Consider the following 15,287-nt stretch of genomic DNA (forward strand, 5'->3'; position numbering starts at 1 on the left):
CATGGCTGCAACTGCTGACAACTGGCAGATAAGCTGAGCGTTGTTGTTCTTCTTCATCCCTACATCCTCGTTTTATTTTTATTAGCTTTTTAGTACGTAGTCATCTTTGCGAAGCGCTTGAAGATGTAGGCGTGGCCCCCCCCAAGCACGAGCACATTGCAACAAATGCCGGTAATTGACAATGAAAATGTTATCGGTAACATTAGCCCTGCGAACCACATCCTCCGCGCTGTGTCGCCCCACCAAAATAATTACAAACCGGCCACAAGAATGGCGTCGGGAGAAATCCGTGAGCAGAGCCTCAACCTCCAGATATTTGATTTTCATCACGATTGCGGCTGCATTCGGTGGCCTGCTGTTTGGGTACGACACCGCTGTGATTTCAGGTGCTGTTCAACCCATACGCAGCTACTTCGTCGAGCCTCTGTTCCAGAACACGGAACTGGCCCGTCACGTCGTCGGAGAGTTCAAGACCTCACTGCTGCTCGGCGCAACATTGATCTTCTGCCTCAGCCTGTACTACCTCATCCGACTCTACGGCCGTACTCGCGGTCTGATGGTCGGAGGCCTGGTGGCTTTTTTCGGCAGCTGGCTGATGCATGACCAAGTCATGTCACTGCCTGATCAGATCACCCCGAACCTGGCGAGCTCGCTCACCGGATTCACTATTTCCTCGGCCCTGCTGGGCTGCGTGATCGGCGGCTTCTGTGCCGGCTCGGTCAGTGAGCGTCTTGGCCGGCGCAACGGATTAATGCTGTCGGCTGCATTGTTCATCATCGCCAGCATCGGCTCGGCCCTCCCGGAATATTTCAATCCGCTGCCATTGCAGGACATCACCGTTTTCAACCTGTACCGCATCATCGGCGGCATCGGTGTCGGTATCGCCTCGATGCTGTCGCCGATGTACCTGGCCGAAATCGCCCCCAGCCACATCCGTGGCCGTCTGGTGTCGTGTAATCAGTTCTGCATCATCCTCGGCATGCTGGTGGTGTATTTCATCAACTACTTCATCGCCCACGGCGAACCTCAGGAATGGCTGGTGCAACAAGGCTGGCGATGGATGCTTGGCTCCGAGGTGCTGCCCGCCCTGGTCTTCCTCCTGCTACTGATCCGCACCCCGGAGACACCTCGCTACCTGGTGATGCGCGGTAAACACGAACAGGCCTCGCGCGTACTGGAAGCCATCAACGGTAAGGACAAGGCGCCAGCCATCCTTCAGGAAATTCGCGCCTCGTTTGCAGAGAGTGCAGCCGACGCGCCGTGGATGTCCTTTGGCGGTCTGCTGATTGCCATTTCCCTTCTGCTGTCGATTTTCCAGCAGTTCATCGGCATCAACGTGGTGCTGTATTACGCGCCGGAAATCTTCAAGAACATGGGCAGTCAGGGCGATGCCTCGCTGCAACTGACCATCATCGTCGGTGCGGTCAACCTGATCTTCACCATTGCCGCCATCGTGCTGGTCGACCGCGTCGGGCGTAAACCGCTGATGATCATCGGTGCGCTGGTGATGGGCATCAGCATGCTGGGCCTGGGGACATCGTTCTACCTGCAGAACCTGGGTGTGACTGCGATGCTCTTGATGCTGAGCTATGTCGCCGCCTTCGCGGTGTCCTGGGGGCCGGTGGTCTGGGTCCTGCTCTCGGAAATTTTCCCGAACAGCATCCGGGGCGCCTTGTCCATCGCCGTCGCCGTACAATGGCTGGCGAACCTGTTGGTCTCCTGGAGCTTCCCGATCATGAACGACAATGCCTGGCTCAATGAAATGTTCAACCATGGCTTCGTTTACTGGGTGTACGGCGTAATGGGGTTGCTTGCCGCTGGCTTCGTCTGGCGCTGGGTTCCGGAAACCAAGAACAAGACGCTGGAGGAAATGAGCACCACCTGGAAAACCAGGACTGTCACTGCCGCCAAACTGAGCGCCGAACCCGTCTGAATCTCCGGCCCTGCGCTGCGGGGTCGCTTTTTTTGTTGTTGAGGATTGATGCAATGACCCAGGCAAATGCCCAATACCCAAGCCTTTGCGACCGCACGGTGTTCATTACCGGTGGCGGCAGCGGCATCGGCGCGGCACTGACCCGCGCGTTCCACCTGCAGGGCGCACGCGTGGCTTTCATCGATATTGCCGAGGAGGCCAGCCTTCAACTCGTCGCCGAGCTCCAAGCGCAAACCGGTCGTGCTCCGTGGTTCCGCCTCTGCGATATCCGTGACGTGCCATCACTGCAGGCGGCGATTCATGAAGCCGGCGAGGAGCTGGGGCCGGTCCGCGTACTGGTCAACAATGCTGCGCGCGACGATCGCCACGACTGGCGCGAGATCGATACCGCCTATTGGGACAATGGGATGGCGATCAACCTGCGGCCCCTGTTCTTCGCTATCCAGGCGGCAGCGCCGCAAATGATCGCTGCGGGTGGCGGCTCCATCATTAACTTCGGCTCCATCAGCGTACAACTGGCGCTCGGCGGCTTGTCCAGTTACGTCTCCGCCAAGGCAGCGGTGCATGGACTGACACGCAGCCTGGCACGTGACCTGGGTGCTGACGGCATCCGCGTCAATACCGTGGTGCCTGGGTGCATCATGACGGAACGGCAATTGGAGAAATGGATCTCCCCGGCCGACGAGGCGCGTATCCAGGAGCACCAGTGCCTCAAGTTGCGCCTGTTGCCCGAGCATGTGGCGCCGACCGTGCTGTTCCTCGCGGCGGATGACAGTGCCCAACTCACGGCCCATGAATTTCCGGTAGACGGCGGCTGGGGTTGACCATGAGCGCCTCATTGAACATCGCAGTTCCCCTGACAATGAGCCTGGGCGAATGTCCATTGTGGGACCACCGTCATGATCGCCTGCACTGGATCGACATCCATGCCGGACGGATCTATAGCTGGACGCCTGGCGACAACGTCGAACCGCACATCATCGAACTGGACGAGCCCGTAGGCAGTCTGGCACTGAGTGCCGACGGCCTGCTCGCCGCCACCGCAAGTGGCCTCTGGCGACTCGATCGCGACGGCCATAAACGTCAGGTGGCCGCCAACCCGGAATGGCTCCAAGGCACCGGTAATCGCTTCAACGATGGCCGCTGCGATGCCCGGGGACGCTTTTGGGTCGGCACCCTCGACCGCAACGAGACCGCGCCCAGTGCGGCACTCTACTGCTGGAACGGTGACAGCCTCGACTGCCACCTCGGCGGGCTGGCGATTTCCAACGGGCTGGCCTTCAGTCCGGACGGGGCCTGGCTGTACCACGCCGACTCACCGCGCCGGCAAGTCTGGCGCTATCCCTATGACCTGCAAAATGGCCAGCCGGGCCCGGGCGAGCCCTGGATCGATCTCGATACCCTTGGCCTCCCGGGTGTTCCCGACGGTGCCGCGGTGGACAGTGCGGGACGCTACTGGTGCGCGCTCTATGGCGGGGCACAGGTCGCCTGTTTCGACGCTTGCGGTCACCACCTGTTCAGCATCGACCTGCCCTGCCCACACCCGACCATGCTGGCGTTCGGCGGCGCCGAATTGCGTACGCTGTATGTCACCACGGCACGCCAGCACTTGTCGCCGGAGCAAACCGCACGCTGGCCGCACGCAGGGAGTTTGTTTGCCTGCCAGGTTGACGTGCCAGGACTGGCCGAACCTGTACTGGGCAACTGAAAGACTTTTTTGCAGAACGTTTACGGCTTGAAATGTTACCGATAACAGATCTGTTTTTGCGGGTAAGGCCTTCCCCTGATCCCCTGAAGACCGCCCCTAATCCGGCGCCAGCGCCTGATCAAGAGAAACCACATGAACACAGTTAAACGCCCGCTACGCAGCCAACAATGGTTTGACGATCCCGATCATGCCGACATGACCGCCCTCTACGTTGAGCGCTTCATGAACTACGGCATGACACGCGAAGAGTTGCAGTCGGGCCGCCCGATCATCGGTATCGCCCAGACTGGCAGCGACCTTGCACCCTGCAACCGCCACCACCTGGAACTCTCCCAGCGGACCAAGGCCGGTATCCGTGATGCCGGCGGCATCCCCATGGAATTCCCGGTTCACCCGATGGCCGAACAGACCCGACGCCCCACGGCCGCGCTGGATCGCAACCTGGCCTATCTGGGGCTGGTGGAAGTCCTGCATGGTTTTCCACTGGATGGCGTTGTCTTGACCACCGGTTGCGACAAAACCACCCCCGCCTGCCTGATGGCCGCCGCGACAACGGACCTGCCCGCCATCGTGCTATCGGGCGGACCGATGCTCGACGGTCACCATAAAGGCCAGTTGATCGGTTCCGGCACCGTGCTCTGGCACGCACGCAATCTGCTGGCCAGCGGCGAAATCGACTATGAAGGCTTCATGGAAATGACCACGGCGGCCTCACCGTCGATTGGGCACTGCAACACCATGGGCACGGCGTTGTCGATGAACGCCCTCGCCGAAGCGCTGGGCATGTCCCTGCCCGGCTGCGCGAGTATTCCAGCGGCCTATCGAGAACGCGGACAAATGGCCTATGCCACCGGCAAACGCATCGTTGAAATGGTCCGCGAAGATATTCGTCCTTCACAGATCATGACCCGCGAAGCGTTCGAAAATGCGATTGCCGTAGCCTCGGCCCTGGGCGCCTCGACCAATTGCCCGCCACACCTGATCGCCATCGCCCGCCACACCGGCATTGATCTTGGGCTGGAAGACTGGCAACGCATCGGCGAAGACGTGCCACTGCTTGTCAACTGCATGCCGGCCGGCAAATACCTGGGCGAAGGCTTCCACCGTGCGGGCGGTGTCCCTGCGGTCATGCACGAACTGCAGAAAGCCGGTCGACTGCATGAAGACTGCGGCACGGTCTCAGGCAAGACCATTGGCGAGATCGTCAGCAACGCGGCGGCCAGCGATACCGACGTGATTCACGCCTATCAAGACCCGTTGATTCAGCGAGCCGGGTTCATCGTCCTGAGCGGCAACTTCTTCGACAGCGCGATCATGAAAATGTCGGTGGTGGGCGAAGCCTTCCGCAAGACCTACCTGTCCGAACCCGGCGCGGAAAACAGCTTCGAAGCCAGGGCCATCGTTTTTGAAGGCCCCGAGGACTATCACGCGCGGATCAACGACCCCTCCCTGGAAATCGACGAGCGCTGCATCCTGGTCATTCGTGGCTGCGGCACCGTGGGTTATCCAGGCAGCGCCGAAGTGGTCAACATGGCACCACCGGCAGCACTGATAAAACGAGGCATTGATTCGTTGCCTTGCCTGGGCGATGGACGCCAAAGCGGCACCTCGGCCAGTCCGTCGATCCTGAACATGTCGCCGGAAGCGGCCGTGGGCGGAGGGTTGGCGTTACTGAAAACCAACGACCGCCTGCGCGTGGACCTCAATACTCGCCGAGTGGACCTGCTGGTCGACGAAAGTGAGATGGCCCATCGGCAGTCCGAGCTGAAACCTTCATTCCCGGCTTCGCAAACCCCTTGGCAAGAGCTCTATCGGCAACTGGTTGGCCAGCTCTCGACGGGGGGTTGCCTGGAACCCGCCACGTTGCATTTGCGGGTAATCGCCCGGAGCGGCAATCCGCGTCACTCCCATTAATTCAACCGCTGTCGCAAGAGGGTTTCGTACATGTCCCAAACATCCACAGCAACTACTTTGGCGGATTTGAATGTCCTGGCTCAGGGCCTCGGCGAAGGCACATGGATCAGTCGTGTCTGGATCCCGGGTTACGCTGCAGGCCCCTCCGTCGTTTTGGTCCGCGACAGTCAGGTTTATGACATCAGCGCTCGAGTGGCGACTGTTTCAGCGCTGCTTGAGCTTGACGATCCCGTCAGCTATCTGCGCGATTTGCCTTTGGATCAAGCGCTGATCAGCGTCGATGATCTACTGCGCAACAGCGACGCCACCGTGCGCGATGAAACCCGACCGTGGCTGCTGGCGCCCATCGACCTGCAAGCTGTGAAGGCTGCCGGCGTTACATTTGCCACCAGCATGCTGGAGCGAGTTGTCGAAGAACAGGCCAAGGGCGACCCCGCCAAGGCAGATAGTATTCGTGCCAGTCTGGTCGAGAGTATCGGCACTGACCTCGGGCAAATCGTACCCGGTTCCCCCCAGGCGCTGGCCCTCAAGGAGGTGCTGATCGCTCAGGGAATGTGGTCACAGTACCTCGAAGTCGGGATCGGTCCCGACGCCGAAATATTCACCAAGGCTCAGCCCCTGTCGGCGGTGGGTTACGGCGCGGACATCGGCATTCACCCCAAATCCAGTTGGAACAATCCGGAGCCCGAAGTGGTGCTGGTCGTCTCCAGCCGCGGCAAAGTACAGGGCGCCACCCTGGGTAATGACGTCAACCTGCGCGACTTCGAGGGCCGCAGCGCCCTGCTGCTGTCAAAGGCCAAAGATAACAATGCGTCGACGGCTCTGGGCCCATTCCTGCGGCTGTTCGATGAAACCTTCGACATCGACGATGTGCGTCGCGCCGAGGTGGCTTTGCGGGTCGTCGGCAACGACGGCTTCATCATGGATGGCAGCAGCTCGATGAACCAGATCAGCCGCGACCCGCTGGATCTGGTCGCTCAAACGCTCAATGAGAACCATCAGTACCCGGACGGCTTTGTCCTGTTTCTCGGCACCCTGTTCGCTCCCAAGCAAGACCGTGACCAACCGGGCGGAGGATTTACCCATAAAGAGGGCGACCTGGTTGCCATCAGCAGCGCCAAATTTGGCACGCTGGTCAATCGGGTGACGACCAGTGATCGCGCACCCGCCTGGCAGATGGGCTATCGCTCGCTCCTCGAAAACCTCCATGGCCGTGGCCTGTTAGAGGCCGCCATTACACCCCGCTGATCCCTATTCGCTGTCGGAGGACTTATGACTGCAATCCTTGGCCACAACTACATCGCCGGTGCCCGCAGCGGCGCTGGCGATATCCGTCTGCAAAGCATCGACGCCCAGAGCGGCGAACCGCTGCCCGCAATCTTTCTACAAGCAACCGAGGCAGAAGTGGACGCCGCGGCTCAGGCCGCCGCCAGTGCCTATCCGGCATACCGAGCGCTGCCCGCGTCGCGTCGCGCCGAATTCCTCGAAGCCATCGCCGCCGAACTGGATGCCTTGGGTGACGATTTCATCGCCACGGTCTGCCGTGAAACCGCCCTTCCGACCGGTCGTATCCAGGGCGAACGCGGCCGCACCAGCGGCCAGATGCGCCTGTTCGCCCAAGTGCTACGCCGCGGGGACTTCTACGGCGCACGCATCGACCAGGCCCTACCGCAGCGTCAACCGCTGCCCCGCGCCGACCTGCGCCAGTGCCGCATGGGCGTTGGTCCGGTCGCCGTGTTCGGTGCCAGCAACTTTCCACTGGCCTTTTCCACGGCTGGCGGTGATACCGCTGCTGCTCTCGCAGCCGGCTGCCCGGTCGTGTTCAAGGCGCACAGTGGTCACATGGCAACGGCCGAGTTAGTCGCTGACGCGATCCTGCGCGCAGCCGTCAAGACCCGGATGCCAGCCGGCGTGTTCAACATGATTTACGGCAATGGTGTCGGCGAGCAGCTGGTCAAGCACTCGGCGATCCAGGCGGTCGGCTTCACCGGTTCGCTCAAGGGCGGCCGTGCCCTGTGTGACATGGCTGCTGCGCGCAAGCAGCCAATCCCGGTGTTCGCCGAGATGTCCAGCATCAACCCGATGGTGCTGTTGCCTCAGGCACTCCAACAGCGAGGCACGCAGATTGCTGCCGAACTGGCCGCCTCGGTGGTCCAGGGCTGCGGGCAATTCTGCACCAATCCAGGGCTGATCATCGGTATCAGCTCGCCTGAGTTCAGCGCTTTCCGCGATCGGCTCTCGAGCATCCTCGCCGATCAACCGGCACAAACCATGCTCAACATCGGCACCCTCAAAAGCTACACAGCGGGCGTCGAGCGTTTACAGGCACATCCTGGCGTACGCCACCTGGTGGGGCAGCTACAACAAGGTAACCACGCCTTTGCGCAATTATTCCAGGCCGACGTCGAGTTACTGCTGCAGGGTGAAGAATTACTGCAAGAGGAAATATTCGGTCCGGCGAGCGTGGTGGTCGAGGTGGCTGACCGTGAACAATTGCAACAGGCGTTGGCAGCCCTGCAAGGCCAACTCACCGCGACCCTGATCGCCGACCCCGACGACCTTAAAGACGCTTCGGATCTGGTCGCACAACTGGAACAAATCGCCGGTCGGTTGCTGCTCAATGGCTACCCTACGGGAGTGGAAGTCTGCGACGCGATGGTCCACGGTGGCCCCTATCCAGCCACCTCGGATGCCCGCGGCACGTCAGTCGGCACCCTGGCCATCGACCGTTTCCTGCGGCCGGTCTGCTACCAGAACTACCCGGATGAACTGCTTCCAGAGGCACTGCGCAACGCCAACCCATTGGGTATCTGGCGCTTGGTAGACGGTCAGAACAGCAAGGAAGCGCTGGCCTGACGAATCCGCCCACCGGGCAGCCATAAAAAAAGAGCCCCTGGTTTCCTCAAACCCGGGGCTCTTTTTTGCTTCGTCATGGACGCTCGGATCACGCCCGCTCAAGGATTTTTCAGGTACTTTCCCGCGCCAGTACTTTGAACTCCACCACATCGCACTCTCGCGGGCGTGGTAATCCGTGGCGTTGAGCCGCCGCGCTGTTCAACAGCAACTGACCTGCGCGTCTACCAATCCCATAGGGATCAACCGAGACCGTGGTGATGGTTGGCGTGCAGTAACGCGACACCTCAAAGTCACCAAAACCGGCTACCGCAATATCACCGGGTACACTCAGGCCCATCCGATGACACTCCATGATGGCGCCGAATGCTGACAGATCACTGACGCACATCACCGCATCGGTGTCCGGCCATTTTTCCAGCAGGCGCTTCACCGATTCACCGCCATGACTCATGGTAATCGGTGACTCGCCATACTCCACCAGTCGTGGCTCTCCGGCGCCCAACGCGGCGACGGCCTGAAGATAACCTTGCTGACGTTGCTGACCCCGATGATCGAGTCCCGATGCGCCACCAATGTAACCAATGCGCCGATAACCACGGTCATACAGATGCTCGAACAGCGCGGCCGCGGCGGCCACGTTGCTGAATCCGACCGATTGTTCAATCGGGTCTTCAGGAATGTCCCAGGTCTCGACTACAGGGACCTGGGCTTTTCGCAACAACTTGCGGGTGTCGTCCAGGTGCGCGCTGCCGGTCAACATCACCCCTACCGGGCGATGGCGCAATAACGTACGTACCAATAACGCCTCTTGGTCCAGGTGGTAATCGGTATCCCCCAACAGCAAACACAAGCCATGCTCCCTGACGATGTCGTTGAGACCTCGCACGGTATCGGCAAAGTTCGAACTCGCCAAGGACGGCACCAGGGCCACGATAAACTCCGAGCGCCCGGAAGACAGGGTGCCGGCAGAGGCATCGGGCAAATAACCGAGGCGATCAATCGCAGCGTGGACCAGCGCTTGAGTACGTTCTGAAACATCGCGCCCGGCCAGGACGCGAGAAACGGTCATCTTGGAAACGCCAGCCAGCTTGGCGACGTCAGCCATACGAGGCGGCGATGGCATTTTGTCTAATTCATCGAGACTCATTGACGTCCTGTTTTCCCTGAAAAAAAGGTCGCGACAGCCGGTCAACCCCCGCTGCGTACGCTGATAGCAACTGATTATACATACGCATGGGCAGGTCTACCTGCCGGACATGCGCAGCATCTTGCGAAGGCCGGACGAGCGTCTTTACAACGCCAACGTTAGCGGTAACATCAATTGATCAAGCCATTAACCAGGACTCTCTACGTGGCAATTACCCAAGCATCCTTTGGCTTTCATCATGAACAAGAAGTCACGGCCTATACGCTGACCAACCGCAACCACTGCCAGGCCCGCCTCATCACTTTCGGGGCCCGGTTGGTAGAAATGCATGTCCCGGACAAACACGGCAAAGCCTGCGATATCGTGCTGGGCTTCGATACACTCGAGCCGTACCAGACAAGTGACACCTATTTCGGCGCAACCTGCGGCCGCTACGCAAACCGCATCAGGAACGGCCTTTTTTTCCTGGACGGCCAGCGTGTCGAGGTGGCCTGCAATGAACCGCCGAACCACCTCCACGGCGGGGAGCAGGGCCTGGATAAACAGATATGGGACGCGACATTCAACGAAAGCGAAAACTCCGTCACCTTCAGCCATGTGTCGAAAAAGGGCGATTCAGGCTTCCCGGGCGAGTTGTTGCTCAAGGCAAAATACACCCTGACCGACGACAATCGCCTGCTCATTACCCTGCAGGGCAACACTGACGAAACCACCATTTTGAACATGGTCCATCACTCCTACTGGAACATGGCGGGTCATGACTCGGGCAGCGTCGTCGGGCAGATGCTGAGCGTGGAAGCAGACTTCTACACCCCGGTCGATGAACAGTTGCTGGCCACCGGTGAGGTGTTGGCCGTTGCCGGAACGCCCTTCGATTTCCGCGAGGCCAAGCGCATCGGGCAAGACATGGAACACAAGGGGGGCTACGACCATAATTGGGTGTTGCGTGGAGCCAGCCCGGCCATTCACCCGGTCGCCAGTTTGTGGGATACAGTCTCCGGACGGGGCTTAACGCTTAAATCCACGGAACCCGGCGTACAAATCTACACTGCCGGACACCTTGGCCCTGCAGTCATTGGCAAAGGCAATACGCCTTATTGCAGCTACGCAGGCGTTGCATTGGAAACCCAGAAATTCCCCGACTCACCGAACTTCGCCCACTTTCCGACAACGCGCCTTGAGCCCGGCGAAACCTACTGTCACGAGATGGAAATCCAGTTTTTCGCTCGCTGACTGCAAAGCCATGACAGAGGTTGCAGGCGGCAATGAGCGGGTTGCTTGCCTGGAACCGCTCGTCCATGAGCGTAATCGGGATCCTGAGCGCTCCAGCGTTGGCCTTCACCCTACGGCGTGATGTCTTTGGTGAGCATCGCCTTGGGGATCAGCAGAATCAGCACACAGCTGACCAACAAACAGCCACCCAGCACATAGGTGCCATTATTCATGTCGCCCGTCAGGGTTTCGGCTGTGGCGGTGATCATCGAACCGGTGAAACCCGACAGGTTTCCGATCGCGTTGATCATGCCAATACCCGCCGCCGCTGCCACACCGGATAACACTGTGCCAGGCAACGTCCAGAAAATCGGCATCAGACTCAACAAACCTGAGGCGGACACGCTCAGGAAGAAAATAGACACCGGCAGGTTATGGGCAAAGATGGCACTGCAAATCAACCCCACCCCGCCGATAAAGGCAGGAATCGCCGCATGGAATCGGCGCTCGCCGGTTTTGTTGGAGTGCCAGGCGTTCAGTGTCATTGCAACGATGGCGGTGGCGTAAGGAATAGCCGTCAGCAAGCCAATGTGCAGCGTATTGGAAATACCTGTCGCCTTGATGATCGTCGGCATCCAGAACGCCAGACCATAAAAGCCAGTATTGAACGTCAGCAAGATCAACACCAACAACCAGACCCGACCATTGAAGATTACATCCCGAAAGCTGGACGCCTTGGTCGTGTTATCCCGGTTGAGGTTGTTTTTCAGCAGTTTTTTTTCTGCGGCATTGAGCCATTTCGCTTTGTCGATGTTATCGACCAGCAACGTCACTACCACGACCGCCATGACCAGCGATGGAATGCCTTCGATGATCAGCATCCACTGCCAGCCAGCCATGCCATTAACACCTTGCATGGCGCCCATCAACCAACCAGAAAGGATCCCGCCCAGAGTCAGGCTGATCGGCATGGCCATAAGGAAACCAGCCATGACACGGCTCTGTCGATGGGTCGGAAACCAGTAGTTGAGGTAAAGGATCACGCCAGGGAAGAAACCGGCTTCGCATATCCCGAGCAGGAAGCGCAGCACGTAGAACATGGTCGTCGATTCAATGTGACAGAATTTTGCCAGAGGCACGGTAAATGCCACGGCAATAGAGACAATGCTCCAGGAGAGCATGATCCGCGCGATCCAGAGGCGGGCGCCAAAGCGATGCAGGAACAGATTGCTCGGCACTTCAAAGAGAAAATACCCCCAGAAGAAAATACTCGCACCGAGGGCGTAGACCGTATTGCTGAATTGCAGATCGTTGAGCATATCGAGCTTGGCGAAGCCAATATTGACGCGATCCAGGTACGCCGCCATGTAGCAAAACAGCAGGATCGGCAGAATACGCAGAATCACCTTTCGATAGGTACGATCCTCAAAGGTAAGCTCCGCCGCGCCCTCTCCTGTAAGAGGACGTTGAGATACTGATTCCATGGTTTGACCCCAGGCATGTCGTCATGCCGTTTATTTTTGTTTTGGCTTGCGATCCTCTGTCTCACGAACTGATCTTGATAAATCCGTACGGGAGGTAAAATCTGCAAGCGACCTGTTACCGGTAACATTTTTAATTTAACAGGTCAGCTCCGAGCAATGCAAACAGGTTCGCTTCAATATTTTTGGGCGGTTTGCCTACGGGTAGACATCCGCTTCACGCACAGCGTGTTGTTGCGGCAGGAATCTTGACCAGCCGATTACAACCCGGTCCCAGATAATCCAAGGCGGAAAATAGCGATTCAATTGCACTCAGGAATGTGCCAACCACGCCCCCTCAAATTCACGTATCAGGTTTTTAAAGCACACCTGCAAAGCGTGCATTGAGCCTCACTTCAAGAAATCGAGACCCACGTCGATTTCATCAGCATGAAAAAAACGCACAAGGGATGGAAATTTTTTCTCCAACCCATTGATTTGCCATACCCTGCGATTCTAAACATACTGAAAATCCATGCCTGCACACGGCCGTTGACTGCTTCCCCATGCGCAAACTTCTGTACCTGACCTTTTCCATGGCGATCATTGCCGCCCTTACCACTTACGCGATGTGGGCCGCGGATCGTCCGGTGGGCCATTACCTGTCGGACTTGCGTATCAACCTGGCCATCGATCAAGGCACGCCCGCCGATCGCGGCAACCTGCTGGGCATCCAGCCCGAACTGTTCCCGACCGACTATCAAAGCCCCGAGCGCCTGCACCGCAAACTCGCGGCGTATTTGCAGAAGGCCCAGGATCAGGGCCTGCTGAACGACAAGACCATCGTCGTGCTGCCCGAACATGTCGGCACCTGGCTGATGGTCAGCGGCGAGAAAGATGAGCTGTACCAGGCGACGACGCTCCAGGAAGCGATGAACTGGCTGGCGGCGAGCAATCCGTTGCAGTTCGTTCGTGCACTGATCAGCGCCAAGGGCGACAGCCGGGTCGACGATGCCCATTTGCGGATGAAAGCCAAAGGCATGGCCAAGAATTATCAGGCTCTGTTCGGCGGGTTGGCGAAGGAGTTTCATGTGACGCTGGTGGCCGGCACCATCGTGCTGCCGGAACCCAGCGTGATAGACGGCACGCTGAAAATCGGCCGCGGTGCGCTGTACAACAGCAGTGTGATCTTTGGTCGTGATGGCCTGCCGATCGGCCAGCCTCAACGCCAGATGCACCCGGTGTTCGAGGAACCTGAGGACATCAAGGCCAATGAACAACAGGCTCTCACCGTCATCGATACGCCGGCCGGACGCCTGGGCGTGTTGATCGGCAGCGACAGTTGGTACCCGGACAATTACCGCAAACTCGATGATCAGGGCGTGCAACTGGTCGCCGTTCCGGCGTACGTCATCGGCCGTGACACCTGGGATAAACCGTGGCGCGGTTACCGCGGATTGCCGACACCCGCCTCCGTCAGCCTCAAGCCCGGCGAACTGAGCGAAGGTCAGGCCTGGCATCGCCTGACCCTCACCGCCCAACCGCCCGCGAGCCGGGCCATTGCCGGCATGAGCGTGTTCCTGCGTGGGCAGTTCTGGGACAAGGGCAGCGCCGGACAAAGTTTTCTCAGCAACAACGGTCAACAGTTCGCCGACGGCAATGCCCGCGGCGCGCGGTTGCTGAACCTCTGGTTGTGATCCATGAAACCGCTACCGATGCGCCTCGGGGATTTATCGGTGGGTTTCGTCCATAGCCTGGCCGATGCCGTACACAGCCACGGAGTAGACCCGCAGCCGCTGCTCGACCAATACGGGCTGGACGCGGCCCGGTTGGCGGAGCCCGGTGCCCGGCTGTCGATCCCACGCTATATGCGTTTGGGCCATGGGGCGATTCAACTGACGGGCGACCCCGCGCTGGGTTTGCGCATGGGCCAGCTCAGTCGCCTGAGCCAGGCCGGCCTCGCTGGCGTCACGGCCGCGCAGGCGCCGACGGTTCGAGAGGCCGCACGCTGCCTGATTCGTTTCGAAGCCTTGTACGGCTCCAACTATCGCGGTCAGTCGAGCTTTCATGAAGACGCTCAGGGCGCATGGCTGCGCTTCTATTCCATCAGCCCCTACAACGCCTACAACCGCTTTGTGGTGGATTCGATCATCGCCGGCTGGTTGCACCAGTTGTCCAGCATCAGCCCTGCCCCGCTGCGCGCAGAGCGCATCGAAATCGAATTCGACGCGCCGGAATACCGCGAGGCCTATGCCCTGCTGGGCGATTGCCCGATCCAGTTTGCTGCCGAGCACAATCAACTGCGCCTGAGCCTGGCCAGCCTCGCCCAACGCAACCCGGAACACTGTCCGAGCACCTGGCGGCATTTGCTGCAACTCTGTGAACGGGAACTGGAGCAGCTGACGCGCACCCGTAGCCTGCGTGAACGCATCACTCAGTTACTGGGGCCGTTGCTCAATGGTGGCCGGGAACCCGACCTGGAAGAAGTGGCGGCACGCCTGAAGCTGCCCACCTGGACCTTGCGCCGCAAACTGGCCGAAGAGGGCACGCAATTTCGTGCGATTCTCAACGACACCCGTCGCGACCTGGCCATGACCTACATCCGCGATACCGAACTGGCGTTCGGAGAAATCGCCTACCTGCTGGGTTTCGCTTCAGCGGAAGCCTTCCAACGGGCCTTCAAGCGCTGGAACGGCCAGACACCCGGCGAGTTTCGCCGCAGCCATCGCCAATCCGCTTGACGCTTACAGCTCTGTAGCGTCTTCGGCGGGTTCTAGCGGGTCCAGTTCAAACGCCTGGTACTCGAGCAGTTCTTCTTGATAATCGTCCATTTTTGAATCCCCCAGCGCTCGTTAAAAAAATGCCTGAATAAATGACCAGCGCCTTGAGCATAAAGTGCCCCCGTGAAAGAAAAATGACGCGGGCGCACCGCTCAGCGGCTACTTAATAAAACGTAGCAGTCGGTCAGGAATTTATCACAGGATTTTTTCGACACAGGCTGTAGGACTGCAGCCTGACTGACGCAGATCAACGTTAAGCGCCTACAGGATCGGTGTC

Annotated in this window: 11 protein-coding genes; 9 read left to right on the plus strand and 2 right to left on the minus strand. The window is 59.3% G+C overall.

Going from position 1 to position 15,287, the window contains the following annotated elements; translation table 11 throughout:
• Positions 1-289: 289 nt before the first annotated feature.
• From xylE to SB725_RS26365, 6 genes are all read left to right on the plus strand, one after another.
• Positions 290-1,933 carry a D-xylose transporter XylE gene (gene xylE / locus SB725_RS26340; protein WP_218186585.1) on the plus strand — a complete coding sequence of 548 codons (1,644 nt, stop codon included), beginning with the start codon at positions 290-292 and terminating at the stop codon, positions 1,931-1,933.
• Positions 1,934-1,986: 53 nt separating this feature from the next.
• Entirely contained in the window at positions 1,987-2,757 is a 771-nt protein-coding gene (locus SB725_RS26345) for an SDR family NAD(P)-dependent oxidoreductase (protein ID WP_027926056.1), read from the plus strand.
• Positions 2,758-2,759: 2 nt separating this feature from the next.
• The gene (locus SB725_RS26350) at positions 2,760-3,641 is read left to right on the plus strand and encodes an SMP-30/gluconolactonase/LRE family protein (protein ID WP_410922823.1); all 882 of its coding nucleotides are present in this window, start codon (positions 2,760-2,762) and stop codon (positions 3,639-3,641) included.
• Positions 3,642-3,773: 132 nt separating this feature from the next.
• Positions 3,774-5,555, plus strand: coding sequence for an IlvD/Edd family dehydratase (locus tag SB725_RS26355; RefSeq protein ID WP_027926058.1), 1,782 nt, complete (start codon positions 3,774-3,776; stop codon positions 5,553-5,555).
• Positions 5,556-5,585: 30 nt separating this feature from the next.
• Positions 5,586-6,803 carry a fumarylacetoacetate hydrolase family protein gene (locus SB725_RS26360; protein WP_410922824.1) on the plus strand — a complete coding sequence of 406 codons (1,218 nt, stop codon included), beginning with the start codon at positions 5,586-5,588 and terminating at the stop codon, positions 6,801-6,803.
• A gap of 24 nt (positions 6,804-6,827) precedes the next feature.
• Entirely contained in the window at positions 6,828-8,411 is a 1,584-nt protein-coding gene (locus tag SB725_RS26365) for an aldehyde dehydrogenase (NADP(+)) (protein ID WP_410922825.1), read from the plus strand.
• Between the two features lie 109 nt (positions 8,412-8,520).
• Here SB725_RS26365 and SB725_RS26370 read toward each other — a convergent pair whose 3' ends face one another.
• Positions 8,521-9,558, minus strand: a complete 1,038-nt coding sequence (locus SB725_RS26370) for a LacI family DNA-binding transcriptional regulator (RefSeq protein ID WP_410922826.1) — start codon at positions 9,556-9,558, stop codon at positions 8,521-8,523.
• 204 nt (positions 9,559-9,762) lie between these two features.
• Between SB725_RS26370 and SB725_RS26375 the strand changes: the two genes are divergently transcribed.
• A complete protein-coding gene (locus tag SB725_RS26375) occupies positions 9,763-10,791 on the plus strand; it encodes an aldose epimerase family protein (RefSeq protein ID WP_410922827.1) in 1,029 nt (342 codons plus the stop codon).
• Positions 10,792-10,901: 110 nt separating this feature from the next.
• Here SB725_RS26375 and SB725_RS26380 read toward each other — a convergent pair whose 3' ends face one another.
• Entirely contained in the window at positions 10,902-12,254 is a 1,353-nt protein-coding gene (locus SB725_RS26380) for an MFS transporter (RefSeq protein ID WP_027926063.1), read from the minus strand.
• 542 nt (positions 12,255-12,796) lie between these two features.
• Between SB725_RS26380 and SB725_RS26385 the strand changes: the two genes are divergently transcribed.
• Positions 12,797-13,927: a carbon-nitrogen hydrolase family protein gene (locus SB725_RS26385; protein ID WP_027926064.1), complete on the plus strand. Its 1,131-nt coding sequence runs from the start codon at positions 12,797-12,799 to the stop codon at positions 13,925-13,927.
• A gap of 3 nt (positions 13,928-13,930) precedes the next feature.
• Positions 13,931-14,971 (plus strand): AraC family transcriptional regulator, encoded by a 1,041-nt coding sequence (locus SB725_RS26390; protein WP_194941038.1) that lies wholly within the window; start codon positions 13,931-13,933, stop codon positions 14,969-14,971.
• Positions 14,972-15,287: the final 316 nt, after the last annotated feature.

Source organism: Pseudomonas sp. SIMBA_041 (assembly GCF_046535095.1).
Taxonomy (GTDB): domain Bacteria; phylum Pseudomonadota; class Gammaproteobacteria; order Pseudomonadales; family Pseudomonadaceae; genus Aquipseudomonas; species Aquipseudomonas mucoides.